We start from the raw sequence: 24892 nt of genomic DNA, 5'->3' as shown, positions 1-24892 counted from the left end.
AAGTTTTTTAATAACAGTTCCTAAAAGTGATTCTCTTGCATGGAAACCATCTAACCCTATTTGCGTATACCTAAGAGAGGAGGAATAGGATGAACACGTATGAACAAAAAGTTATTGAAGAGCTTAAACGTTGGGAAGTTGAAATGACGAAGCGTCCCTCGTTATGGAATAAGGCTACAAAATCAATTCAGACAAAGATAAATGAAAAAATCCCTCAAAAAGTACATGATGTAATTACAACAAGTATGAAGCAAATGATTAAAGCTACTTTAATCGGTTCGGAATATACGACAAAACGCACGACTCAGTTTGAAACAGGGCTTTTTGAACGAGATATGAAGCTGAAAGAGCGTCTTGCTTTTTATAAAAAGACAGCCGCGGTTGAAGGTGCTGGTACAGGGGCAGGCGGAATTTTGCTCGGACTTGCCGATTTTCCTCTATTGCTGGGGATAAAAATGAAGTTCCTTTTTGAAGCAGCAAGTATTTATGGACTGGACGTAAAAGACTACAGAGAACGGATATTCATTCTTCATGTGTTCCGTCTCGCTTTTTCTGATCCTCATAAAAGGAAAGAAGCGTTTGAAAAGGTCATCTTTTGGAAAGAGACGATTCATGAGTTTCCTGAACATCCCGGCGCGATTGAAAAATTAAACTGGCAAGAACTACAGCAGGACTATCGCGATCATATTGATTTGATCAAGATGTTTCAAATGATCCCAGGTCTTGGCGCAGTTGTTGGAGCTTATGCCAATTATCATTTTTTAGAGGATCTAGGGGAAGTGGCTCAAAACTGTTTCCGCTGGCGGGTGATGATGGAACAGAATAAGGGTGAAAAATAAAGTCTGTTTTGGATAAATCGTTGGTTCCAATGATAGTAGTTGATTTCCGCTCCAGGTTGCTCGCTTCCCATGGGGCGTGCGGTGAGCCTCCTGCCACTCCGTGCCATTTGGAGTCTCCACCTGACCGCTCGTCCCATAGGAGTCTCGCACCTTGCACGCCAATCAACTTGCATAGGAGAAAAATAAAAATAACAACCTTTTTTCAAAAAAAGCTGCATTTTTTAGCAGCCTTCAATAGAAATTTAGTACAAAAAAAGACCAGCTAGCATTCTAGCTGGTCTTCGCATATTTTTAGAAACGGCTGTCGCTTAATAGACGGTCCATTTCTTCCTTATGCTTTGTCTCATCCGCAATCATATCTTCCAACTGAACGACAAGCTCAGTAAGCTTCAGATTAGATGCTTGCTCTTTGCGCTCTTCATAGCGTCTTATTGTATCTTCTTCAGCATTGCGAGCTTCTTCAAGCATTTCGCGAACGCTTTCTACTTGTTTTACAGGCTTCGGCTGTGTTGTAGGTGTCCCGCCTAATGTTTTAATTTTTTCTGCTAGATAAAGAGCATGTCCCTGCTCATCAGCGATTTCGCCTTGGAAGAAAGGCTTTAAGATCTGGCGGTAAAGTCCAGACACTGTTGCTGCATTATGATTGTACATGATAATTGCAGCATATTCATTGGCAAGATCCTCGTTTAGTCCATCAATTAGTGCTTGTAAGTCTTTTTCCATTTATATAACCTCCTGAATTCCTGAATCTTGTTCTACAAAAGTATCCTTCCCTTTTTCCAATCATCGTAAACCGGAACAGAAAGAGAAAACCACTGAAATTCAATAAACTGTATAAACATGTTTAACATGTGTTAGAAAAGGTAAAAGAATAACAGGCCTATCACAAATATTAAACAAAGGTCATACACACATTCTTTTAAGGAGGTAACAAAAATGGAAAGCAGACACATGGTGGACAAAGAGCGTGAAGTTGATACGACTAAGGTAGAGGAAACGGCAGACCGTATGAGCGAAAGCAAAAAGGAAGAAATCTTGTCTAACTTTGAAGAGTTCAAAAGCTATCTCCACAGCAAAGTTCAAGTAGGCGAAAAGATGGGTATGAGTGAAGAAACACTTGCGAAAACGGCAGAAAAAGTGGCTGATTATCTAGCTACGCATGAGGAACCTCGCAATTCTGAAGAAAACCTTTTAAAGGAATTATGGAAAGTAGGAGAACAAGAAGAGCGTCATAAGCTTGCTCATATGCTCGTTAAACTTGTTAAGTAAAAGGAACAAGAAAAAGCTGCTTGTATACAGGCAGCTTTTTTATTTTGTCTAAAAAGCACCGCCAAGCTTGTTAAAAGCGTTTAATACGTATGCAAAGAGGAAAACTTTAGTAATAAGTTACACAGATTTTAAGAATTGAACTAGACCAAATCATACAAAAATAGATTTCTAAACAAGGAGTACTTATGTTACGAGACATCGCTCACAAATTACCTTTTCCGATTGTTCCTATCATATATATTTTAGCCGGTCTCTTACTTTCGTTTCTGTCTTTATTTATATTCTTTGAACTTTCTGAAAACCTAATAGAAGAGGAAAGGTTTCATTTTGATCAAATCATCATTCAATACATCTCAGCCATTAGAAATGATACGTTAACGGCAATTATGAAGTTTGTTACTTATTTCGGTTCTACTACCATCCTTACCCTCTTATTGGTTGGAAATCTGATTTGGCTGATCTTCAAAAGAAAGAGCTATTGGGGAGCCCTTTTTTATATCATTGCAGTCGCAGGCGGTGGCCTTTTAAACCTGGGTCTTAAACACTGGTTTGGAAGAGCGCGGCCAGAAAATAGCTTAATCATTGAACAGGGATTCAGCTATCCAAGTGGCCATTCTATGGGGAGTTTAATTTATTATGGATTCCTAGGTTATTTAGTCATAAGGAGCCAAAGAGGCAGGATGTTCAAGTTACTATTAGGGATAGGTTTTATAAGTTTGATTGTATCGATCGGATTAAGCAGAATCTATTTAGGCGTCCACTATCCGTCAGATGTTTTAGCGGGTTTTTCCGCAGGGACTGTCTGGCTGTTCCTATGCATCGGCGGCCGTGAATCTATTCGTGCCTATCAAAAAAGGACGCTTCCTTTTTTTAAAAGGAAACATCCCCAGTAAGTGCAGATAGATGTTGCTTTAAGCATGTTACGACAGAGGGTGTCTTGTGCCCCCGCTCTCCATCACAATCGATCAATTGTTGTGGATCTGTTTTTATTTGAATCTTTGAGCTCTGGAAATGATGATAGCCTTGCCCTTCAAACGAACTGTTCGACAGCCGGTTCTGGAGAACATCCCAAATAAAAGAGATAGAAGGTTCTTCGATCAGTAAACAATCTAGTTTCCCATCTTGAATATCTGTATTCGGAAAGAAGGGTTTGATCCCGCCTGTAAAAGGTCCGTTTACGGCTAAAAACATGGCTGCTTTTCCATCAAACTGAAACTCTTCAGATTCAATTGAGATTTCGAAGGGTTCCCACGTTTGCATGGATTTTGCTGCAGATAAATAGTAGGACAGCCTTCCGTATTTTTCTTTAGTATCTGGATCAATCGATTCTGATACATGTGTAATTAATCCGACTCCCCAAAAGTTTGTGAAGAATTGCCCATCGAATTCTCCGACGTCGATCTGACGTAATTTTTTCTCATTAATCTGTTCAGCGGCTTTAACAGGGTTCTGGTTCATCCCGAGAGCCCGTGAAAAGTCATTGCATGTTCCTCCAGGCAAAATGCCGAATGCAGGTTGCTCAGTTTCTAGTGACAATAATGCCTCGGCAACTTCATGGACCGTTCCGTCTCCGCCTGCTGCAAGGATAACATCTGTCTTTGAATGAAGTTCTTTGACAATAGATGCCCCTTCACCAGGGGCTGTTGTTTCGTATACTTGCACATCATCAAACCCGCTTTTTAATGCTGTAAGGACTTCCTCCCAATGATTGAGAAGGCGGCCCTGTCCAGCTTTTGGATTGAGGATAACAGAGACCCGTTTTAGTTCTGACGTATGTCTGCTCATTGGACGACCTTATATTCTTTCACATAGGATTGGCCAGAGAAAAGAGTTTCAGGAAGTCCTCTAGATGTCCCACGGTCCTTATGTGCTTCTTCATATGCCTTGGATTGCTGCCAATTGATGAAGTCTGTATGTGATCTCCAGAGCGTCATGATAATATACGGGTCTTGATGAAGAGGACGAAGGATACGAATGCCAACGAATCCAGGTTCGTTCTCGACAAGCCCTGCACGGTTCTGAAAACGTTCCTCAAAAAGACTGCGGCCATCTTCTGTAACTGGAACGTGATTCATTATGACAAAGCCTGCACCTGATAAATTTCCTCTCTGATTGATCACTTCATATTCATGTTTTTCAAAAAAAGGATTCTCTCCGTCTGTTTCAAATACGAGTGCGGAGTTCGAATCCCCCTCTAGCAGGAGCGCCTGGCTATATTTTTCATGAAAGCTGGATAGATAGTCTGTTGTTCCGTACGTGATATAGGTCTTCATATGCTAATCCCTGCCTTTATTTCGATTTATCTTTGTTTTACCCAACCCTCATGTGGGTTAAACCGTGTAAGAATCTTACTCTTTGTAATATACTTTCCATCTGAGGGAAAATTATATAAAATGTACTTTTCGACCTTGATAGAAATGAGGTTTGCTTATGGTAAAGAAAAGTCTAGTCGCACTCGGTATTTTAGTGGGGTCATTGATTATCGGATTTTTTGCCTACCTTTTTATCATTTTGGCGGGTGATTATGTTATTGATGAGAAGGACCTGGTCATGGATTCTGCTACATTTTTAGTGAACGAAAAAGGGGAAAAAATCACGAAAATATATGATGAAAACCGAGAGATCATTGATATAAATGATATTCCTGATCATGTAAAAAAAGCATTTGTGGCCGTAGAGGACTCGCGGTTTTATAAACATCACGGTATTGATGTGAAAGCTATCTCACGTGCCATCTATAAAGATATTCTAGCGGGCAGTAAGGTAGAAGGGGGAAGTACTCTCACGCAGCAGCTGGCTAAAAATGTTTTTTTATCACACGAAAAATCCTGGCTGCGTAAAACAAAAGAAGCGGTTATCGCGATCAATCTTGAACGAAGATATTCCAAAGACAAGATCTTGGAGATGTACTTGAACCAAATCTATTTTGGACACGGGGCATATGGCATTCAGCTAGCAGCCAAAACCTATTTTAATAAAGATGTAAGTGAACTAACCGTTGCAGAAGGAGCTATGCTTGCTGGTCTTCCAAAAGCTCCAGGTCATTACTCACCGATTAAACATCCAAAAGCTGCAAAAGAACGCCGCGACTTAGTTCTGAACCTAATGGAGAAGCAAAACTATCTATCTCCGACCCAAACCGTTAGAGCACAAGGCCAGACGATCGCAGTGAATTTCACGCAGGAAGAACGTAACCCCGCCTATTCTACTTATATTGATATGGTTATTAAAGAAGCAAGAGAAAAGTATCATATCTCGAGAGAAGAGTTGAGACAGGGAGGATATAAGATTGTTGTACCTATGGATCCTGCCGCTCAAAGTGCTGTCTATAAGAGCTTTCAAGAAGGAAAATATTTTATCGGAACCGGAAAGGAAAAACCTGAAGGAGCCATGGTGCTCATGGACGGCAAAACAGGTGGTTTGCTCGCAGTTCAGGGCGGTCGTAACCATGTGACAGAAGGGCTTAACCGCGTTGTAGTAAACAGGCAGCCGGGATCAACCTTTAAGCCATTAGCCGTATATGGCCCTGCTTTAGAATCCCATAAGTATAAACCGTATTCTATGCTGGTAGATGAAGAAATGAGTTATAACGGATACGAACCGAAGAATTACAACGGTAGATACGAAGGTAAAGTATCGATGGTTGGAGCGATCATACACTCTGTGAACTCATCAGCTGTATGGCTCTTAAATGAGATTGGGATTTCATACTCAAAAAAGTATCTAGAAGAGCTAGGGATGCCGATCAAGGATAAAGGACTCGGCATCGCGCTTGGCGGTATCGATGATGGGGTAAGTCCTTTGCAGATGGTTAAGGGTTACAGAAGTTTTCTTCATGAAGGGAAAACCGTTGAACCTTTTGTGATCAGCAAAATTTACAATCATGATGGCGAGCTGATCGGCAAGGCAAAGCGTGAAGAAAAGAAAGTCTGGTCGAAGCAGAACGCGTGGAACATGACGCGTATGCTGCAGCAGGTTGTACAGAACGGAACAGGTTCGGATGGTCCCGAAAATATGGAGATTGCCGGGAAAACAGGAACGACTAATTACCCTGATGTAGATAAAGGAAATAGAGATACATGGTTTGTTGGGTATACACCTGAAGTGGTCGGTGCAGTTTGGGTAGGATACGATAAAACAACAAAAGAATCCTATTTGAATAGCGGAAGTGCACAGCCTACCCTTTTATTCAAAGAGGTGATCAACCAAATGCCTTCCCAACAGGGATTAACCTTTAAGAAGCCAGAAGGGGTGAAAGATCTGGAGCCACCGATCGAAATGATCGAGATCGGTGACCTTTCTGCTGAATTTGGTATGGGTGACTACGGTATGCCATCTGTTCAGTTAAGATGGACGCCGTCTAAGGACGAACGTCTTCAATATAAAATCTATGCTGTAAACGACGGGGAAGCAACAAGATTGGATACAGTAAAAGGAAGAGGAGAATATGTGGCTTCAGGCAAGCATTTATTCACACTTCCTGACTTTTATGTCGTTCCGTATGACCCGCTTACTAAACAAGATGGGCGACCTTCCAACACCGTATCGATTTCATTCTTCCCAGGCTTTGGTGATGATGATGAAGATCCAAAAGAAAAACGCGGAAAAGGGCATAAGGGAAAGAAGAAAGACAAGAAGAAAGACAAAAAGAAGAGAAAAAAGAAACATGATTAAAAGGAAGGAGATGGGTATAGACCATCTCCTTTTATGTATGCATGGCGATTTTTGTATAAAGACCCAATAATTTTCAAGAAGACCTAATTCATTAAAAAATCCTCTAATAAAAGGAGCTTTAAACAGCGGTGACCCCTGCAATTTGCCAAAATGATGACAATTGAGTCTTCAGCCTATACTTTTATTATGAATTCCCTTACAATGTGTATGGATATTGACGTTAAAGGTTTTAAGTTTCAGCAGCTGGGAGATACCAATAGTGCTGCAGCTTTTGGTCTTGATAGAAAGGTGTGTACGTTTTGACAATGAATGAAGAGTTTTTAAGGGCGTGTCGTAAGGAGAAAAATTCACATATTCCTGTATGGTACATGAGACAGGCGGGCCGTTCCCAGCCTGAGTATCGTAAATTAAAGGAGAAGTATTCACTGTTTGACATCACTCATAGACCTGAGATCTGCGCAGGTGTTACAAAGCTGCCTGTTGATCAGCACGGTGTTGATGCAGCGATTCTATATAAGGATATCATGTCACCGATTCCAGCGATTGGTGTTGATGTAGAGATCAAGCCAGGAGTAGGTCCTGTTATTGAACATCCTGTTAGAACGCGTGAAGCTGTTGAAAGACTTGGAACGATTGACCCTGAGAAAGACGTTCCTTATGTCCTTGAAACGATTAAAATTTTACGTCAGCAATTGGAAGTTCCTCTTATCACTTTTGCAGGTGCTCCATTTACACTTGCAAGCTACATGGTTGAAGGAGGTCCTTCACGGGATTACCATAAAACAAAGCAGCTGATGTTTTCTGATCCAGAAAGCTGGTTTATGCTCATGGACAAACTTGGAGATATGACGATCGCTTATGCAAAAGCTCAAATTAAAGCAGGCGCTCAAGCTTTTCAAATTTTTGATTCCTGGGTAGGCGCTTTAAATCAGCAAGATTATGCTAAATATATTATGCCTGTTATGGACCGAATCTTCTCGGAACTTCGTGAAGAAGGTGTTCCATTGATTCTCTACGGAACAGGTGCACGCCATCTCGTGATGGAATGGAACGCACTTCCTATCGATGTGATCGGACTTGACTGGAGATTGTCTCCAAGAGAAGCTCGTCAGATGGGTGTTAACAAAGGACTGCAAGGAAACTTGGATCCTTCGCTTCTGCTTGCACCATGGGAAGTAATCGAAGCAAGAACGAAAGAAATTTTGGATGAAGGTATGGAAGAGCCAGGATTTATCTTTAACGTAGGTAAAGGTATTTTCCCTGAAGTGAATATCGCAACATTGAAGCAGTTAACCACTTTTGTCCATGAATACACGTCTAAAAAACTAGGGTGATGACAAGTGACAAAAAAGAAAATCGGATTACTCGTGATGGCGTATGGCACGCCAAGAAGTCTGGGTGAAGTAGAGAGCTATTATACGCATATAAGACGTGGCCGCAAACCTTCTCCTGAACAATTGCAAGAATTAACGGAGAGATACGAACAGATCGGTGGAATCTCTCCATTAGCAAAAATTACAGAAGATCAGGCTAAAAAACTAGAAGAAGAAATGAACCAACGCTGCCCGGATCTAGTCTTTAAGAGTTACCTAGGATTGAAACACATCGACCCTTTCATTGAAGATGCCGTTCAACAGATGAAGGAAGACGGTATCGAGGAAGCTGTTACCCTTGTATTAGCACCGCATTATTCTACGTTTAGTGTTAAATCTTACAACGGACGTGCGGTGGAAGAATCCGCGAAGATCGACGGTCCTAGATTTATTACGATCGATAGCTGGTATGATGAGCCTAAGTATGTTCAATATTGGGCAGATGGCATTCAACAAACGTTTAATCGTATTCCGGCAGAAGAACATGATCAATCGGTCGTTATCTTTTCGGCGCACAGTCTTCCGGAAAAGATTTTGCAGATGGGTGATCCTTATCCTGCTCAACTACAGGAAACAGCGGATCTGATCGGGAAAGAAGCGAACGTTCCACATTATACGATCGGCTGGCAAAGTGCAGGCAACACACCAGAACCTTGGATTGGCCCGGATGTGCAGGATTTAACGCGTGACCTGTACAATGAACATGGATACAAGCATTTTATCTACTGTCCTGTAGGATTTGTGGCTGATCATTTAGAAGTTTTATATGACAATGACTACGAGTGCAAAGTAGTAACGGATGAATTAGGCGTTAACTATTACCGTCCTGAGATGCCAAATGCAAAACCTGAATTTATTGACTGTTTGGCAACAACCGTTGAAAAAGCACTCGCAAAAGAAAGAATGTGAAACGAATGAGTGAGCGAAAGCACGTAGTTATTTTGGGCGGCGGCATTACAGGTTTAGCCGCTGCCTTTTATGTGCAAAAATATGCAAAAGAAACAAGAGAGCCTCTAACCTTTACATTGCTTGAAAGCAGCAACAGGCTTGGAGGAAAGATTGAAACAATCCAGGAAAACGGATTTGTAATCGAGCGGGGGCCAGATTCCTATCTGGCTAGAAAAACGGTTATGACCGATCTAGCAAAAGAAGTTGGTCTTGAAAATGATCTGGTTTCTAATGAAACAGGACAAGCTTATATCTTACACAATATGAAGCTGCATCCCATTCCGGAGGGTGCCGTGATGGGTGTTCCGACAAAAGTGATGCCATTCATGTTCACTCCGCTCTTTTCGATCTTTGGAAAAGCGAGAGCTAGTTTTGATCTTGTTCTTCCTAAACGTGCAGATTCCAGCAAAGATATATCGGTAGGGCACTTCTTTAGAAGACGCCTTGGTGATGAAGTAGTAGATCGTTTGATCGAGCCCTTATTGTCAGGGATCTATGCGGGTAAGATCGATCAATTAAGCTTGCAGTCTACTTTCCCGCAATTCATTGAAACTGAAAAAAAACATCGATCTTTAATTCTAGGTATGAAGAGTTCTCAGCCTAAGCCCGTAAAAGCTCAGAAGGCAGGAAAGAAAAAGGGAGCCTTTTTAACATTTAAAAATGGCCTATCCTCTTTTGTGGACGCCTTGGCCCAATCTCTTCCGGATACGAGCATAAAAATGGGTGCGAAAGCTGAATCTGTCGTTCGTTTTGAAGACGGAACGTACTCAATTAAAATGGAGGATGGCTCCGTTCTATCAGCTGATCATGTGATCGTAACCACCCCTTATGCAGTGACGAAGAAACTATTTGATGAGAAACTCTTTCCAGCACATTTTCATAAAACAAAACCAACTTCAGTAGCAACAGTTGCGATGGAATTTAATGAGGATGAAGTTTCCTTTTCTTTAGATGGCACTGGCTTTGTTATCGCCAAAAGTGAGAAAACATCAATTACAGCATGTACGTGGACAAGCCGCAAGTGGCCGCATACGACCCCTAAAGGGAAGGTGCTCCTAAGATGCTATGTCGGACGGGCTGAAGATCAGGGAATCGTCCATGAATCAGATGAAGTGATTTTAGATAAAGTGCTCAATGATCTAAAAAAGATTATGGGTGTCGATACGAGACCAGATAAGTACTATGTTTCTCGTATGATCGATTCGATGCCACAGTATGAAGTCGACCATAAAGAGTATGTGAAAGAGCTCAGAGCAACATTTGAAAATGTGTTTCCTGGCGTCCATTTTGCAGGCGCTCCATATGATGGTGTCGGCCTTCCAGATTGTGTGAACTCTGCAAAAAAAGCAGTAGAATCATTGTTAACCAAATAAAAGTGTAGTTGAAAACGACAAATGGATAAATTTGTCGTTTTTTTTATTTTTTTGGAGAACGATTCTGCTATACTGAAGAAAGAAAAGGGGAGAGGGAACTTCATGCAGGCATTTATTGAACCGTTATTCGTTAATATTGCAATCGTTTTTTCGTTTACGCATTTATTGAATATGTTCTTTCCTCTTCATCCTGGTGTGATACCGAGCTTTAAAAACAAAGTAATCTTTGGCGTAATAAGCGGGTGCGGAGCTTTAGCATGTATGATGTTCCCGATCGAAACGCTAAAAGATTCTTTTTTTGACCTCCGAAATGTTCCGATTATGATCGTTACCCTTTATGTCGGCTGGCTGCCAGGTGCGATCTGTTCGTTGTTTGTAATCTTTGCAAGGATGGGAATGGGCGGGGATTTAGCATGGCTTGGGGTAATATTAACTTTATTAGCTTATGTGATCGCCTTAATCTATCAAGGATTATTTGACGAAGATAAACGGAGATGGATTTCAGCGCTCTACATTGCTGTGATCTATACCTTATTCTATATTTTGTTCATCCATTCATTTTTGGATTTTCTTACACTTGAATTTTATTTTGTTTATTTTTCGAGTTTCTTTATCGCTTTCTTTTCCTGTATTTTTCTTATTGAGAGGCTTGTTAAGATCAATATGCAACTAAAGGAAACGGTTTATCTGGATAAACTAGCAGTAGCTGGCCAGATGGCAGCAGCAATCGCGCATGAAGTCAGAAATCCGATGACTACTATCCGAGGTATGATTCAGTTTCTAGGAAGCACAACGAGTGATGAGAAGCTGAAAGAACATTCCCCGCTGTTAATTGAGGAATTGGATCGGACGAACAAAATCATTACTGATTATTTATCCATGGTGAAACCGGATATACCCAAACTTGAAAGTATCCATATCGAAACCATATTAAACGATGTCATCAGTTTAACGGCGCCGTATGGTTCGATACACAATGTAGAAGTGACGTTACGTACAATCGGATCATACCAGGTATGTACGGACGAACCAAAACTTAAACAAGGACTTATCAATATCATTAAAAACGGGATCGAAGCGATTGATGAAAAAGGGACGATCCATATATACAAATACAAAGTCTCAAGAAAGTATTTAACGATAGCGATTGAGGATAATGGAAAAGGAATGACTGAAAAAGAGCTGGAGCAGATTGGCCTTCCTTTTTATACAACAAAAGCGAAGGGGACAGGTCTAGGGATGATGGTAACCTTTAAGCTTATAAAAGATATGGGCGGAAAACTCCGTTATGAGAGCGAACTGGACGCAGGTACAAGAGTGCTCTTATCCCTCCCTTTATGTACGAAATCTGCTCGGCTGCAAGAAGAGGTGACAATGTAATGGACCGTAGACAAAGTATATTGGAAGCAGCTGAACGTTCTTTTTCAATGTTTGGCTATAAAGCAAGTACGGTTGACCAGATCGCGAAGATTGCGAATGTAGGAAAAGGAACGATCTATACGTTTTTCGCCAATAAAGAAGAGCTGTTTTCTGAGATTATTACGAACTTGGTAAAAGAAACAAAGTTTGCAGCTTCTAAAGCCATTGATGAAGAACGGCCGTTTTATGAAAATCTGCACAACGCTCTATACGAAGTGATCGAATTTCGAAAAACGCATCAATTGGCAGTAAAGCTATCACAGGAAGTAAAAGAAATGAATACTTCACCCGTAACAGAAGCGATGCAAAGAATAGAAAAAGCGGTGCTCAGTTTTGTCCAAAAGGAGCTAGATAAGGCGATAGAAAAAGGGGAGATCAAAGAATGTCCAACTGAAATCGTGGCATTCATGATGGTCAAGCTGTATCTGGCGCTTATCTTCGATTGGGAGAGAGATCATCCTCCAATTCATAAAGAGAAGATGCTTGAAGTTTTAGAAATGTTCGTGATGGATGGATTACGAAAAGAATAATTATTGCAGAAGTAAAAGAAACATGATAGATTATTTATGACCAGATTTTGATTTTGGTCACTTTTGAAAAAGCTAAGTGTGAATCGTGTGTGCGAATCACCTTTCTTTTACAAATGAGGATAGTAAAAAGAAACCTGTATGGGTCTCTTTTTTGTAGCGAATTGACCAAATGACTAAAACAGTCAATCTGTATTTTATAAAGGAGTGAATACATTGTTTACTAGTATACGTGCACAGTTTAAAGCGGTATTTTCGAACAAAAAGATTGCGATACCGATTTTTGCTGTTCTTTTCATACCTGTTCTGTATACGGGGATGTTCTTATGGGCTTTTTGGGATCCATATGACAAGATGGAGGAACTCCCGGTAGCAGTCGTTAATCTTGATGAAGGTTATTCCTATAATGGGGACACTTTGGATGTAGGGGATGAGTTTGTAAAAAAACTCAAAGAAAATCCGCAGTTCAAATGGGATTTCGTTAATGCGAAGGAAGCCCAACAAGGGCTTGAAGATAATAGGTATTACATGATGATTGAAATTCCAGAAAATTTTTCCGAGAAAGCTACTTCTTTATCCGGAAAGAACAATCAAAAGCCGGAACTCATCTACACACCAAACGCTGGCTTTAACTTTTTAGCTGCACAGATAGGCGGTACAGCTGTTGATAAAATGAAAGAAAGCGTCTCTAATGAACTGACAAAAACGTATGCAGAAGTGATGTTTGACCAGGTGGAACAGCTTGCGGGTGGACTTGATCAAGCCGCCGATGGTTCCAGAAAAATAACAGATGGTTTAGAAAAGGCGTCGTCCGGAAGCGGTGAGCTTGCTAAAGGAATGACTGAAAAAACTCCTCAGATCAAAGAATTAGAAAGCGGGGCGGCTTTATTCCATTCCAAGATGAATGAGTTTGACAGCGGCATGGATCAATTGCTAACTGCACACAAAAAGTTAGCAACAGGTACAGAAGCGCTCAACATAGGAGCACAATCTTTAAAAAGCGGACTCAGCCAAGCAACTACTGGTTCTAAAAAGATCAAAGATGGAAGTCTTGCATTAAAAGACGGGGCGGAGAAGTTGTCGGCGGGGGCTGGCACTTTAGCGAAATCTGCAAATGAATGGAACAGCGGCGCACAAAAAGCAGCTGCCGGTTCCAAACAAGTTGAACAAGAGATCAATCAACTCATTCAAAATCAACAGAATATGTCTGATGAAGAAATAGCTGTCGCTTTAAAACAGATCGCCGCGATCAGCGGTGGAGTAAATAAAGGGATGGATGGCTTAACGGCTGCATCCAGAAAAATTGCCGGTGGCGCAAACGAAATTTCCGCAGGTGCAAAAAAATTAAGTGATTCTCAAACAGCTGTGGCACAAGGGGCTGAACAGCTTCATAGCGGACAGCTTAAACTAGTAGATGGTGTTGATCAGCTGGCTAGCGGACAAGAAAAAGTTAACACAGGAACTCAAACGTTCCAGGCTAAATTAGGTGAAGCCGCATCTGGTTCACAACAATTACTTGCAGCGAGTGGCAAGATCGCTGATGGAACGGCTACAGTATCATCTGGATGGCAAGAGGTAACAGGTCATGTCAATGAGATTCATAATGGTGAACAAAAGCTGCTTGAAGGAAGCGGAGAATTATCCTTTAAACTACGTGAAGCCGCTGATAAAACAGGTGAACTTGATCCAAATAGCGAAATGTTTGAACGAATCGCTAACCCAGTTTCTGTAAAAACAAAGAGTTTTTCTGATGTACCAAACTACGGTACCGGTTTTGCTCCTTACTTTTTATCATTAGGTTTATTTGTAGGGGCGCTGCTGATGTCTATTGTGTTCCCATTGCGTGATCAAGCAGGGAATCCACGTTCAGGCTTTGGATGGTTTGCTAGCAAGTTTTCCTTCTTAGCTGCAGTAGGTGTTGTTCAAGCCTTGATTGCTGACGCCGTTCTATTATTTGGTTTAAATATCGAAGTAAGCAATCTTCCTGCATTTATCGGACTAAGCATAATCACAAGTCTCACATTTTTAGCGGTTGTGCAATTGCTCGTAACAGTTTTAGGGGACCCTGGTCGCTTTGTTGCGATTATCATTTTGATTCTGCAGCTGACAACGAGTGCGGGTACATTCCCGTTAGAATTGATCCCGGACGGACTGCAAATCTTCAACACATGGCTTCCTATGACTTACTCTGTATCCGGCTTTAAAGCAGTGATCTCGAGCGGAGACATGAACAGTTATCTCTCTAACTTATGGGTATTAATCGGATTTATGGTTCTATGTATGATCGGAACATGGTCATATTTCGCAACTCATTTTAGAAAAAGTAATAAACAAAAGGACGAAGTTACTGCTTAATTTATACGAAAAACACCTGGAGACGTAAATCCAGGTGTTTTTTTGTTCGAATAGCTATATAGAAGGGAGGCAGTAGAAGTTTTTTTGCTTGTTTTGAGCGTAAGTGGCAAAAGTTGAGCGATCCGGAGCTTTTTTGAGCGAAACTGGCATGGTTTTGAGCGTAAGTGGGACTTTTTGAGCGTAGAATAGAAATTTTGAGCGAACGTGTAATAATAAAAGAACACGTCCCGTAACTTGGAAGGCTATCTTACTTTACATAACTAGCACCGATTTTTTTCGGATACCACTAAAAAACAGGTTTTTAAGCAAGCAAGCAAGGGAAAGAGAATAATTGGACATTCTAAAGGATGCAGCTTAATTTTTTGTAAAAAAAGGAGAGAACCCCACTTGATTACTTTCAAAAACGTAGGGAAAACGTTCCCTGACGGTTTTGAGGCTTTGAAGAACATTGACTTTCAGATTAAAGAAGGAGAGTTAGTTGCTTTAATCGGGCCTAGTGGTTGTGGAAAAACAACAACCATGCGAATGATAAACCGTTTGATCGAACCATCAAAGGGAACGATTTTAATTGATGGAGAAGACATAGCAAAGCGAAACCCCGTTGAGCTGAGAAGGAATATCGGATACGTGATCCAGCAGATCGGACTTCTGCCTCACATGACGATTGAAGACAATATTTCTCTCGTGCCACGTTTAAAAGGCTGGGAGAAAGAAAAGTATGATGGCAGAGTAGATGAATTGCTTGATTTAGTAGGGTTAGACCCTAAAACGTTCAGACAACGTTATCCTTCTGAGCTAAGCGGCGGTCAGCAGCAGCGTATAGGAGTAATTCGCGCTTTGGCGGCTGAACCTCCCATTATTTTAATGGATGAACCTTTCTCTGCTCTGGATCCGATCAGCAGAGAACAACTTCAAGATGAACTAGTTAAATTGCAGGATACGATTAAAAAAACGATCGTGTTTGTTACGCATGATATGGATGAAGCGATTAAAATCGCAGACCGAATTGCAATTTTAAATAAAGGAGAGATCGTTCAATTTGATACACCTGAACGGATTCTTAGACATCCTGCAAATGATTTTGTAAAAGGATTTATTGGTGAGAACCGACTCTCATCAGAATCAGCTATGCCTGAAGCCGTTGATTTGATGCGAAGAAATCCTATTACTTCAAAACAGTCAAGAGGACTTGCTGAAGCGTTGAAAATGATGAAACGTTATGGAGTGGACAGTCTTCTTATAACGGATCAGCACCGTAAACTTCTTGGCATTACAACTCTTGAAAGCATTGAAAGACATTATGCAGAAGAAGACAAAACAATCGGAGATCTAATGAATAAAGAATTGATCACCGTGACTACAGATGCATCGTATACAGAAGTTGCAGAGATCTTCGCGACCAATCAAGTAAATATGATTCCCGTATTAGAAGATGATAAACTTCTCGGAATCATAACGCGTGCATCAATGATGAGAGGACTTGCTGGATTGAACATCACCGCACAAAAACCTCTTGAAGGAGGTAAAGGTGATGAATAATTTATTCGATACGTTAGTAAACCGCTGGCCTGAAATTTTAGTAGGATTGCAGCAGCATTTATTCCTATCTCTTGTTTCCATCCTTATCGCTACGGTTATTGCGATTCCACTCGGGATATTTATCTCTAGACAAAAAAGAGTAGCGGAACCCATTATCGGTGTAACAGCTATTTTTCAGACGATCCCAAGTTTGGCTCTGTTTGGTTTCTTACTGCCGGTCTTTGGGATTGGGAGTACGACTGCTATCATCGCACTAACCGTGTATGCGTTACTGCCGATCTTACGCAACACATACACGGGGATTACTGGGGTAGACCGATCAGTCGTAGAAGCAGGTAAAGGGATGGGGATGACCAATTCTCAAATTCTAAGAATGATCGAACTGCCTTTAGCACTGCCTATTATCATGGCGGGTCTCAGGACCGCAACTGTCCTTACGATTGGGGTGGCTACATTAGCAGCGTTCATCGGTGCAGGCGGACTTGGTGACCTGATCTACCGCGGTCTATCCATGACTCGTAACGAGCTGGTCTTAGCTGGTGCTATTCCAGCTGCTGTATTAGCTATTCTTTTTGATCTATTGTTGCGCAGAATTGAAATGGCTACAGAACCAAAAACATCATCTAAGAAGCGTAGTTCATGGAAAATTCCGTTATTTATCGGGATTCCGATTGCGGCTCTTGTCCTATTTTTTGCACTGCGTGGCGGTGAAGATGAAGATGCGATCGTCATAACGGGTAAGAAATGGACGGAGCAATATATCCTGCCGTACATCATTTCTGAATATGTAAAAGATAAGACAGATTACCCAATTGTCGTTAAAGAAGCGGTTGGGGAGACGCCAATCTTAACAGAAGCCATTAAAAAAGGCGATATTGACATGTACGTAGAATACACCGGAACCGGATATTTGACGATCTTAAAAGAAAAGTACGATCCTGGAATGACCCCTGAAGAAATTTATGATGTTGTTAAAAAAGAGTATGAAGAAAAATACAACCTAAAATGGACAAAGCCATTAGGGTTTGAAAACACGTATGCCGTCGTTTTAAATCCTGAGAAAGCAAAGCAGTTAAACGTTAATACAATTTCAGATCTTGCTCCGATTTCAGATCAGGTCACATTTGGTGCACCAACAGAATTTTATGAACGTGAAGATGGGTACACACCATTTGCAAAAACGTACAAACTGAATTTTAAGACGAAGAAAAGCCTTGATCCGAATCTAATGTACTCAGCTGTAAAAGAAGGAAAGATCGATGCCGTTCCAGCTTTTAATACAGATGGACGGATTGTTCGATTTAATCTAAAAACGTTAGAAGACGACAAGAAGTTCTTCCCGCCTTATTTTGCAGCACCAATCGTTAGGGAAGATACTTTAAAGAAGTATCCAGAGCTTGAAGGCGTCTTAAATGAGCTTGAAGGAAAGATTACTGAGGAAGAAATGGCTGAAATGAACGCGAAAGTTGATATTGATAAAGAAGATCCGCGTAAAGTAGCTAAAGATTTCTTAGAACGTAAAGGTTTGATTAAATAATTGGAGAAACTGGCCCTTGGAGGGTCAGTTTTTTCGTTATTGAGTCCTGATTAGTGAGGAATTAGGTACAAATTTAGACCAACGACACACTTAAAAAGCTAGCGAACCCATTCTAGGAATCGCTAGCTTTATTACGATTTATAGCACTTTACTTAAAAACAGCTTTGTACGTTCATGTTGAGGGGCGCCAAACAACTCGGAAGGAACATTTTCCTCAACGATGTAGCCGCCATCCATGAAGATCACCCGGTCACCCACTTCACGGGCAAAGCCCATTTCGTGGGTCACAACGACCATCGTCATTCCTTCACGGGCGAGATCTTTCATAACCTCTAAAACCTCACCGACCATCTCTGGATCCAGTGCAGAAGTAGGTTCATCAAAGAGCATGATCTTTGGGTCCATAGCAAGTGCACGTGCTATGGCAACACGCTGCTTTTGCCCGCCGCTCAATTGAGAAGGATAAGCGTTCGCTTTATCCTGCAAGCCGACTTTCGCAAGCAATTTCAATGCCTTTTCTTTGGCTTCTTCCTTGTTTGCGTTCCTTACTTTTAGTGGAGCGAGTGTAACGTTTTCGAGAACGGTTTTATGTGGAAAAAGGTTGAACTGCTGAAAGACCATGCCAACATCTTCCCGGATTTTATTGATATTTGTTGCTGGGTCCGTAATATCTGTTCCATTCACTAGAACTTGACCGCCTGTTATTTCCTCCAGTTTATTGATGCAGCGGAGAAAGGTACTCTTTCCTGAGCCAGAAGGACCGATCACACATACGACTTCTTGTGGTTTTATTTCAGCGTTGATGTCCTTAAGTACTTCGAGAGCGCCAAAGGACTTCTTGAGGTTTTTTACTTTTATCATTTTCCGGCTCCTTTCATGGAACTACTCATTTATGTATTTTATCATAAGTTCGTTTGTTATCGAACAAACTCCTCTTTTCATTATACCAATAATAAAAACTTTCTGAAAAAGGCATTGACCTACAGAAAATAGTTGATTATACTCTCAATATGAAAACGATTTCATGATTTCGATTCCAGAAATTTTAAAGAGGAGAATCTGATGGCGACCATTCAAGATGTAGCGAAATTGGCAGGGCTGTCCCGCACGACTGTGTCCAGGGTGATCAACAACCATCCTTACGTAACAGAAGAAAAAAAGCGGCTTGTGTCAAAAGCTATGCAAGAACTCAACTATGTTCCCAATTCATCTGCAAGAAGACTGCGGCGACAGCAGACAGAAACGATTGCTGTCTATGTTCCGCGGATAACGAATCCGTTTTTCAGCCATTTGGTTGAAGTGATGGAAAAAGAGGCAGCCAAAAAAGGCTATCAGCTGATTTTGTGTCAGACGCGTTATAAAAAGCAGCAAGAGCGCAACTTTTTGGAGCTTTTAAAAACCAAGCAAGTAGATGGGTTGATTCTGACTTCTATTGAGAATGATTGGAGTGAGATAGAACCCTATTTGGCTTACGGCCCTATAGTGATGTGCAACGAATATAATGACACGGCCCAAGTTCCCATTGTTTTTTTGGATCAGATCAAAGGCGGTTACATTGGAACGAAGCACTTGATCGAGAAGGGATATACAAAGCTCGGTTTTTGTACGGGTAATCATAAAAGTTCGAGACTTGCGCATGACAGACACATGGGATTCTTAAAAGCACTGAATGAAGCGGGACTTCAGATGAAGGATGAATGGTTTTTCAGCAGTACGCACAGTATCCAAGACGGTAAAAGCACATTCGAGATCATAAAGGAACTATCCGATCCGCCAGAAGCTATTTTTACTGGTAGTGACGAGGTTGCTGCAGGACTTGTTAAGGCTGCAACGGATGAGGGATGGAAAGTGCCTGAAGATCTTGCTGTCATTGGATTTGATAATCAGCCTCTTGCTGAATTAATGGAATTGACAACTGTCGAGCAGCCTATTGAGACGATTGCCAGTCAGACGATGGAATTAATGATTGAGTCGATTAAATCTAAGAGAAAATCGGTTAGAAAAGAAGTTCTCCTGCCGTTTAATATGATTCAGCGTTCTTCCACATAGCATGAAATAGTTTACAAAACTGTAGAGTAGGGGGATAAAATTTTATGAAAAAGCTTAAAAAGATTTCAAAAGTCATTTCGACTTCACTTGCGCTTTCACTTGTGCTTGCCGCTTGCTCAGATAAAGAGGACGGCAACAGCCAATCTGGCAGCGGGGATAAAGATGAAAAGGTAAAAATCGTTTATGCACGTGGAAAGGATGATACACAAGGGACTAAAGCAATGGTGGAAGCTTTTGAAAAAAAATACCCTAACATTGACGTAGAATTTAAAGAAATGCCAGCTGATACAGGAAAGCAGCATGACGCTTATGTAACCGCTTTTAATGCTAACTCAGATGAGATCGATGTTATCGATCTGGATGTAATCTGGCCGGCTGAATTTGCACAAGCAGGATTCTTGATGCCGTTGGATCGTTTTATTGAAAAAGACGGAGTTGACCTTGAGACATATAACGAAGGCGCTATCAGTGCTGCTAAGTTCAAAGGTAAACAATGGGCACTTCCTAAGTTCATTGATGCGGGAATGTTGTTCTATCGCACTGACTTAGTTCCTGAAGGTGAGGTTCCAAAAACATGGGATGAACTTTTAGCAAAGGCAAAAGAAACTAAAGGTCAAGGCGGCACACAGTTCGGTTACTTGATGCAAGCGAAGCAATATGAAGGTCTTGTATGTAACGCTGTTGAATTCATCGCTTCTTACGGCGGAAAAATCATCGACGAAAATGGAGAAGTAAAAGTAGATTCTCCAGAAGCGGTGAAAGGGATCTCTAAACTTGTTGAGATCGTAAACTCTGACGTTGTACCACAAAACATTACAACATTTGCTGAGCCTGAATCTCATACAGCATTCATTAACGGTCAAGCAGGTTTGATCCGTAACTGGCCGTATCAATATGCGCTAGCAAACGATGAAAAGCAATCTAAGATCGCAGGTAAAGTAGCTGCTGCTCCACTACCAGCTGGTGATGCAGGATCTGCTGCAACACTTGGCGGTTGGATGGCTGGTATCAATAAGAACACGAAGCATCCTGAAGAATCATGGAAGTTCTTAAGCTTTATGGCTGGTAAAGAAGGACAGAAGATCGACGCGATCAAAGGTGGACATGCACCAACGATTCTTTCCTTATACGATGATGAAGAAGTCTTAAAAGCGAACCCTTATTACAAGGATGAAGGTTTCGTAAAAGCTTTGGAAGCGGCTGTTTCTCGTCCAGTAGCACCAAACTATCCAGAAATCTCTGACATCATCCAAGTTCAGATCTCACAAGCGATCGCTAAAAAGATCACACCTGAAGAAGCTGCAAAGAATATGCAAAAAGAAATTTCAGAAAAGCTTGAGAAGTAATTGATAAAAAATAGAGGGGCCCTTCTAAATAGAAGGTACCCTTTTCTACAATAATTGGTATCGATTCCATAAGAGTGAAATGGATGGACGTACAGCGCCCGTCCGTCGATTGCATTCGAAAAGAAGGAGCTGACCCTTTTGAAACCAAACTTGATGCCTAGTAATCCTAAACCTATTGAGGCAAAGAAGAAAACAAAGAGTAAGAAGAAACTGTCTGAACGTTCGCTCGGCTATTTCCTTATTGCACCTGCCATGATTCTTATTTTTATTATCGCGATTTGGCCAGTCTTCCAATCTTTTTATTACAGTATGTTTGACTTAAGACTAAATAATCCAGTGAAATCAGAAGCTCATACGTCCTATAGTGTGAACCTTCAAACTTATTTGGACAACTATCCTTTTTTGATGAATACATTGGATGAGGAAATCGGTGAAGCTTCAGGGAAAACGAAAGAAGAACTTGAAGCAATACAAGCTGATCTTGAAAAAATAGATTCAGAGTTGCAAAAAGACAGTGAACTGAAAGTACAATACGATCAGGTTGATGAAAGACTGATGGTTATGAAGCCAGTTAGTGAGGATCTTGCCGTTGCTGAACTAAACAAAGAAGTCGCTCTTAATTTCGAAAAGACGGTAGATGAGACAACTGATCGCATCCGTGAGCTGAAAGGCGACCTGAAAAATCCCAATGATGTGATCGGTTTATCTTCTTCATTAAGTGATTCTATCATCACACCGAACTTTATCGGGCTAAAGCATTATAAAGAAAATCTATCTGACGGCCGTATGTGGAAGGCGATTTCAAATACAACCGTCTTTACGGTAATCTCTGTTTTCGCCGAGCTTGTGATCGGTCTTGCGATAGCGATTCTGATTAATAAGGCGTTCTTTGGTAGAGGGCTAGTACGTGCAACCATCCTTATTCCATGGGCGATTCCGACCGCTGTTTCAGCATTCATGTGGAAGTATCTATATGATGGACAGAACGGGATTGTAGCGAAAGCTTTTGAAAGTATTGGCCTTTTTGACCGAATGACTGATTTGTTAACAAGCTCGAATGGAGCCATGTTCTCGGTTATTTTTGCCGATGTATGGAAAACGACACCTTATATGGCGTTGCTGTTATTGGCTGGATTACAGACGATTCCAAGTTCTCTCTATGAAGCAGCAGCGATCGATGGAGCGAGTAAGTGGAAGCAGTTCTTAAAAATCACATTGCCGTTATTAAAATCTAGCATCCTTGTTGCTTTATTGTTCCGTACATTGGATGCGTTCCGTGTATTTGACTTGATATATGTTTTAACAGGCGGAGGTCCTGCGAACTCTACGGAAACGATCTCTATATTAGCGTATAAAGTAATGTTTGCCCAAACCAATTTCGGTGAAGGATCAGCGTTATCGGTTATTGTGTTTATCTGTGTTGCAATTATCTCCATGATCTATATTAAATTCTTAGGCCGAGATCTATTAAATGATAAATAAAAACGGAGACCATAAAGGAGTGTGTAGGAAATGAACAAAAAAGCGGGTCCAATGTTTTATGTATTTCTAGCCTTGTTTGTCTTCTTTGTCATGTTTCCGTTTTTATGGGTACTGGCAAGTTCGATTAAACCGGTGGCCGAGCTGTTTGGCGATCGTGCGTTCAAACCATTTACGGATAATATGACACTCGAAAATTACGAATCTGTATTTTTAAATTATCCGTTCTTAAAATATCTGTGGAACAGTTTGGTCGTATCTACGATTACAACTGTTTATGCTGTTCTTGTAGCAAGTTTTGCAGCATATGCGATTGCACGTTTAAAGTTTAAAGGAAAAACATTTATCTTAGGTCTAGTTCTATCGGTATCAATGTTTCCTCAGATCGCTACGATTTCACCGATCTATATCGTTTTGAAAAACCTTGGACTGACGAACAGCTACCTAGGTTTGATCATTCCATATACGACATTTACGCTTCCACTTTCAATCTGGCTGCTTGTCACATTCTTCCGCAAAATTCCGTTTGATCTTGAGGAAGCAGCAAAGATTGACGGTGCATCTCTCATGCAAACATATTGGAGAGTAATCCTGCCGCTGGCGATTCCAGGGATCTTTACGACAGCGATTCTTGTTTTCATCTCAGCTTGGAACGAATTCCTGTTTGCTTTGACGATTAACACGGACGATGCTTATAAAACCGTTCCGGTCGGTATCGCGATGTTTGAAGGACAGTTCACGATTCCGTGGGGCGAAGTTACGGCAGCAACTGTTATCGTTACCGTTCCTCTTGTAATCATGGTTCTTGCTTTCCAAAGAAAGATTGTATCTGGACTTACATCGGGTGCGGTTAAAGAATAGTAACTTGATCAAAACCCTGCAGCTCTTATTGCTGCGGGGTTTTTGTTATTTTTTCTAAAATTAGACATAGAGATAAGATGAGATACTTCGTAAAGGAGGAGAAGTGAAGTTGCACGGTCATGACGTTACACATATCAAATGGAGGAGTAATGATGTTCACGTCCATCAATACTCTACCCAAACGACAGTGAATGCAGGACACTCCCATATGGTTCAAGGGGTGACAAGCCGGGTAAATAATACGATGGGGCATGTCCATACTTACCAAGGAACCACTACGTTTGATGATGGTCATGTTCACCAATTCTCGGGAACAACTGGACCTCCAATTTATACAGGAGATGGAACTCATTATCACATGATAAGCGGAACAACTACAGTTAGTGGCGGGCACACGCATCAGTACTCAGGCAGGACAGGGGAAAATGTTTCTGAACCATAAGGAAGTCTTGAAAAGGAAACACCGACTTTTTCGGTGTTTTTTAATATGTAAATTGGAAGACTATACGTAATTCTGATAATCTAAAAACATACAATAAATCGGAGGAACAATACATGAAGCTTACTGTATTAGGCTATTGGGGCGGTTACCCAGGGGCAGGGGAAGCAACGTCCGGCTATCTTTTCCAAAGTGATGGGTTTAATCTGCTTATTGATTGTGGAAGCGGTGTACTTGCTCAGCTGCAAAAATACATAAAACCAGAAGAACTAGATGCTGTCATTATTTCTCATTATCATGCTGATCATATTGCGGATATTGGCGTTCTTCAATACGCGCGTCTTATACAATCGTTTTTACAGAATGAAATGAAGACTCTGCCGATCTATGGGCATAACGAAGATGAGGCTGGATTACAATCGCTCACTCATCTTCAGCATACAAAAGGAATCGCATATGATCCTTCCCGTGAACTAAAAGTAGGGCCGTTTACGATAACCTTTCAGCTGACAAAACATGCTGCAGTTTGTTATGCGATGCGTATAACGGATGGGAAAGAAACAATCGTTTATACCGCTGATACGGCATTTATTCCTGAGCTGATTCCTTTCAGTCTAAATGCAGATCTCCTTATAGCGGAATGTAACTTTTATAAGGGAATGGATGGAAGCGGTCCAGGCCACATGACTTCTGAAGATTGCGGAAAGCTAGCACAACAAGCAGAAGCCGGCGAACTGCTGCTCACACATCTTCCTCATTTTGGTCAGTTGTCACAGCTTGTCACAGAGGCAAAAGAGGTGTATAACAATAAAGTGGGGCTCGCCTCATCCGGATGGACGTGGGGAGCTTAAGTTAGGGACTGAAA

22 protein-coding genes are annotated in these 24892 nt (G+C 41.2%); 18 read left to right on the top strand and 4 right to left on the bottom strand.

Translation table 11 applies throughout. The features are described 5' to 3' along the window. Window positions 1–89: 89 nt before the first annotated feature. Window positions 90–839, top strand: coding sequence for an EcsC family protein (locus M3206_RS03945; protein WP_251311202.1), 750 nt, complete (start codon window positions 90–92; stop codon window positions 837–839). A 291-nt stretch (window positions 840–1130) separates the two neighbouring features. Here M3206_RS03945 and M3206_RS03940 read toward each other — a convergent pair whose 3' ends face one another. Further along, window positions 1131–1562: a ferritin-like domain-containing protein gene (locus M3206_RS03940; protein ID WP_251311201.1), complete on the bottom strand. Its 432-nt coding sequence runs from the start codon at window positions 1560–1562 to the stop codon at window positions 1131–1133. A 228-nt stretch (window positions 1563–1790) separates the two neighbouring features. Between M3206_RS03940 and M3206_RS03935 the strand changes: the two genes are divergently transcribed. Next, complete coding sequence (locus tag M3206_RS03935) at window positions 1791–2108, top strand: DUF3243 domain-containing protein (protein WP_425590706.1); 318 nt, start codon at window positions 1791–1793, stop codon at window positions 2106–2108. 185 nt (window positions 2109–2293) lie between these two features. Beyond that, complete coding sequence (locus M3206_RS03930; protein ID WP_251311199.1) at window positions 2294–3001, top strand: phosphatase PAP2 family protein; 708 nt, start codon at window positions 2294–2296, stop codon at window positions 2999–3001. Here the strand turns inward: M3206_RS03930 and M3206_RS03925 are convergent. Together M3206_RS03925 and M3206_RS03920 are read right to left on the bottom strand one after the other, a co-directional pair. After that, window positions 2979–3893: a diacylglycerol/lipid kinase family protein gene (locus tag M3206_RS03925; RefSeq protein WP_251311198.1), complete on the bottom strand. Its 915-nt coding sequence runs from the start codon at window positions 3891–3893 to the stop codon at window positions 2979–2981. The two genes, M3206_RS03930 and M3206_RS03925, sit on opposite strands and share 23 nt — an antisense overlap. After that, window positions 3890–4381, bottom strand: a complete 492-nt coding sequence (locus M3206_RS03920) for an antibiotic biosynthesis monooxygenase family protein (RefSeq protein ID WP_251311197.1) — start codon at window positions 4379–4381, stop codon at window positions 3890–3892. The genes M3206_RS03925 and M3206_RS03920 overlap by 4 nt, the downstream gene beginning before the upstream one ends. A gap of 157 nt (window positions 4382–4538) precedes the next feature. Between M3206_RS03920 and M3206_RS03915 the strand changes: the two genes are divergently transcribed. The 9 genes from M3206_RS03915 (at window position 4539) to M3206_RS03875 (ending at window position 17853) form a co-directional block, all read left to right on the top strand. Then, window positions 4539–6782, top strand: coding sequence for a transglycosylase domain-containing protein (locus tag M3206_RS03915; RefSeq protein ID WP_251311196.1), 2244 nt, complete (start codon window positions 4539–4541; stop codon window positions 6780–6782). A 305-nt stretch (window positions 6783–7087) separates the two neighbouring features. After that, entirely contained in the window at window positions 7088–8116 is a 1029-nt protein-coding gene (hemE, locus tag M3206_RS03910) for a uroporphyrinogen decarboxylase (RefSeq protein ID WP_251311310.1), read from the top strand. Between the two features lie 6 nt (window positions 8117–8122). Continuing rightward, window positions 8123–9064, top strand: a complete 942-nt coding sequence (hemH, locus tag M3206_RS03905; RefSeq protein WP_251311195.1) for a ferrochelatase — start codon at window positions 8123–8125, stop codon at window positions 9062–9064. Window positions 9065–9069: 5 nt separating this feature from the next. Beyond that, window positions 9070–10476, top strand: a complete 1407-nt coding sequence (hemY, locus tag M3206_RS03900; protein WP_251311194.1) for a protoporphyrinogen oxidase — start codon at window positions 9070–9072, stop codon at window positions 10474–10476. 102 nt (window positions 10477–10578) lie between these two features. Further along, the gene (locus tag M3206_RS03895; protein WP_251311193.1) at window positions 10579–11856 is read left to right on the top strand and encodes an ATP-binding protein; all 1278 of its coding nucleotides are present in this window, start codon (window positions 10579–10581) and stop codon (window positions 11854–11856) included. Next, complete coding sequence (locus tag M3206_RS03890; protein WP_251311192.1) at window positions 11856–12425, top strand: TetR/AcrR family transcriptional regulator; 570 nt, start codon at window positions 11856–11858, stop codon at window positions 12423–12425. The genes M3206_RS03895 and M3206_RS03890 overlap by 1 nt, the downstream gene beginning before the upstream one ends. Before the next feature lie 213 nt (window positions 12426–12638). Further along, window positions 12639–14777: a YhgE/Pip domain-containing protein gene (locus tag M3206_RS03885; RefSeq protein ID WP_251311191.1), complete on the top strand. Its 2139-nt coding sequence runs from the start codon at window positions 12639–12641 to the stop codon at window positions 14775–14777. A gap of 387 nt (window positions 14778–15164) precedes the next feature. Further along, entirely contained in the window at window positions 15165–16316 is a 1152-nt protein-coding gene (locus tag M3206_RS03880) for an ABC transporter ATP-binding protein (RefSeq protein ID WP_251311190.1), read from the top strand. Then, window positions 16309–17853: a glycine betaine ABC transporter substrate-binding protein gene (locus M3206_RS03875; RefSeq protein WP_251311189.1), complete on the top strand. Its 1545-nt coding sequence runs from the start codon at window positions 16309–16311 to the stop codon at window positions 17851–17853. The genes M3206_RS03880 and M3206_RS03875 overlap by 8 nt, the downstream gene beginning before the upstream one ends. Window positions 17854–17991: 138 nt before the next feature. Here the strand turns inward: M3206_RS03875 and M3206_RS03870 are convergent, their stop codons facing one another. Further along, window positions 17992–18714 carry an amino acid ABC transporter ATP-binding protein gene (locus M3206_RS03870; protein WP_251311188.1) on the bottom strand — a complete coding sequence of 241 codons (723 nt, stop codon included), beginning with the start codon at window positions 18712–18714 and terminating at the stop codon, window positions 17992–17994. A 201-nt stretch (window positions 18715–18915) separates the two neighbouring features. Here M3206_RS03870 and M3206_RS03865 point away from each other — a divergent pair, with 201 nt between their 5' ends. From M3206_RS03865 to M3206_RS03840, 6 genes are all read left to right on the top strand, one after another. Further along, complete coding sequence (locus M3206_RS03865) at window positions 18916–19902, top strand: LacI family DNA-binding transcriptional regulator (protein ID WP_251311187.1); 987 nt, start codon at window positions 18916–18918, stop codon at window positions 19900–19902. A 44-nt stretch (window positions 19903–19946) separates the two neighbouring features. Next, the gene (locus tag M3206_RS03860; RefSeq protein WP_251311186.1) at window positions 19947–21248 is read left to right on the top strand and encodes an ABC transporter substrate-binding protein; all 1302 of its coding nucleotides are present in this window, start codon (window positions 19947–19949) and stop codon (window positions 21246–21248) included. Between the two features lie 153 nt (window positions 21249–21401). Beyond that, on the top strand, window positions 21402–22730 hold the full coding sequence (locus tag M3206_RS03855) for a carbohydrate ABC transporter permease (protein ID WP_251311309.1): 1329 nt from the start codon (window positions 21402–21404) through the stop codon (window positions 22728–22730). Window positions 22731–22760: 30 nt separating this feature from the next. Continuing rightward, the gene (locus tag M3206_RS03850; RefSeq protein ID WP_251311185.1) at window positions 22761–23588 is read left to right on the top strand and encodes a carbohydrate ABC transporter permease; all 828 of its coding nucleotides are present in this window, start codon (window positions 22761–22763) and stop codon (window positions 23586–23588) included. Window positions 23589–23691: 103 nt separating this feature from the next. Beyond that, window positions 23692–24030, top strand: coding sequence for a YmaF family protein (locus tag M3206_RS03845; RefSeq protein WP_251311184.1), 339 nt, complete (start codon window positions 23692–23694; stop codon window positions 24028–24030). Between the two features lie 113 nt (window positions 24031–24143). Further along, window positions 24144–24878: an MBL fold metallo-hydrolase gene (locus M3206_RS03840; protein WP_251311183.1), complete on the top strand. Its 735-nt coding sequence runs from the start codon at window positions 24144–24146 to the stop codon at window positions 24876–24878. Window positions 24879–24892 lie beyond the last annotated feature (14 nt).

Source organism: Fictibacillus phosphorivorans, from assembly GCF_023715845.1.
Taxonomy (GTDB): domain Bacteria; phylum Bacillota; class Bacilli; order Bacillales; family Fictibacillaceae; genus Fictibacillus; species Fictibacillus phosphorivorans_D.
The sequence above is the reverse complement of the archived record's forward strand: the minus strand, read 5'-3'. Positions and strand labels throughout refer to the sequence as shown.

What these genes read in the sequence shown, in the direction of transcription:
- M3206_RS03945 (WP_251311202.1), top strand. Translation starts at nt 90, where the DNA reads ATGAACACGTATGAACAAAAAGTTATTGAAGAGCTTAAACGTTGGGAA.
- M3206_RS03940 (WP_251311201.1), bottom strand. Translation starts at nt 1,562, where the DNA reads ATGGAAAAAGACTTACAAGCACTAATTGATGGACTAAACGAGGATCTT.
- M3206_RS03935 (WP_425590706.1), top strand. Translation starts at nt 1,791, where the DNA reads ATGGTGGACAAAGAGCGTGAAGTTGATACGACTAAGGTAGAGGAAACG.
- M3206_RS03930 (WP_251311199.1), top strand. Translation starts at nt 2,294, where the DNA reads ATGTTACGAGACATCGCTCACAAATTACCTTTTCCGATTGTTCCTATC.
- M3206_RS03925 (WP_251311198.1), bottom strand. Translation starts at nt 3,893, where the DNA reads ATGAGCAGACATACGTCAGAACTAAAACGGGTCTCTGTTATCCTCAAT.
- M3206_RS03920 (WP_251311197.1), bottom strand. Translation starts at nt 4,381, where the DNA reads ATGAAGACCTATATCACGTACGGAACAACAGACTATCTATCCAGCTTT.
- M3206_RS03915 (WP_251311196.1), top strand. Translation starts at nt 4,539, where the DNA reads ATGGTAAAGAAAAGTCTAGTCGCACTCGGTATTTTAGTGGGGTCATTG.
- hemE (WP_251311310.1), top strand. Translation starts at nt 7,088, where the DNA reads ATGAATGAAGAGTTTTTAAGGGCGTGTCGTAAGGAGAAAAATTCACAT.
- hemY (WP_251311194.1), top strand. Translation starts at nt 9,070, where the DNA reads ATGAGTGAGCGAAAGCACGTAGTTATTTTGGGCGGCGGCATTACAGGT.
- M3206_RS03895 (WP_251311193.1), top strand. Translation starts at nt 10,579, where the DNA reads ATGCAGGCATTTATTGAACCGTTATTCGTTAATATTGCAATCGTTTTT.
- M3206_RS03890 (WP_251311192.1), top strand. Translation starts at nt 11,856, where the DNA reads ATGGACCGTAGACAAAGTATATTGGAAGCAGCTGAACGTTCTTTTTCA.
- M3206_RS03875 (WP_251311189.1), top strand. Translation starts at nt 16,309, where the DNA reads ATGAATAATTTATTCGATACGTTAGTAAACCGCTGGCCTGAAATTTTA.
- M3206_RS03870 (WP_251311188.1), bottom strand. Translation starts at nt 18,714, where the DNA reads ATGATAAAAGTAAAAAACCTCAAGAAGTCCTTTGGCGCTCTCGAAGTA.
- M3206_RS03865 (WP_251311187.1), top strand. Translation starts at nt 18,916, where the DNA reads ATGGCGACCATTCAAGATGTAGCGAAATTGGCAGGGCTGTCCCGCACG.
- M3206_RS03860 (WP_251311186.1), top strand. Translation starts at nt 19,947, where the DNA reads ATGAAAAAGCTTAAAAAGATTTCAAAAGTCATTTCGACTTCACTTGCG.
- M3206_RS03855 (WP_251311309.1), top strand. Translation starts at nt 21,402, where the DNA reads ATGCCTAGTAATCCTAAACCTATTGAGGCAAAGAAGAAAACAAAGAGT.
- M3206_RS03850 (WP_251311185.1), top strand. Translation starts at nt 22,761, where the DNA reads ATGAACAAAAAAGCGGGTCCAATGTTTTATGTATTTCTAGCCTTGTTT.
- M3206_RS03840 (WP_251311183.1), top strand. Translation starts at nt 24,144, where the DNA reads ATGAAGCTTACTGTATTAGGCTATTGGGGCGGTTACCCAGGGGCAGGG.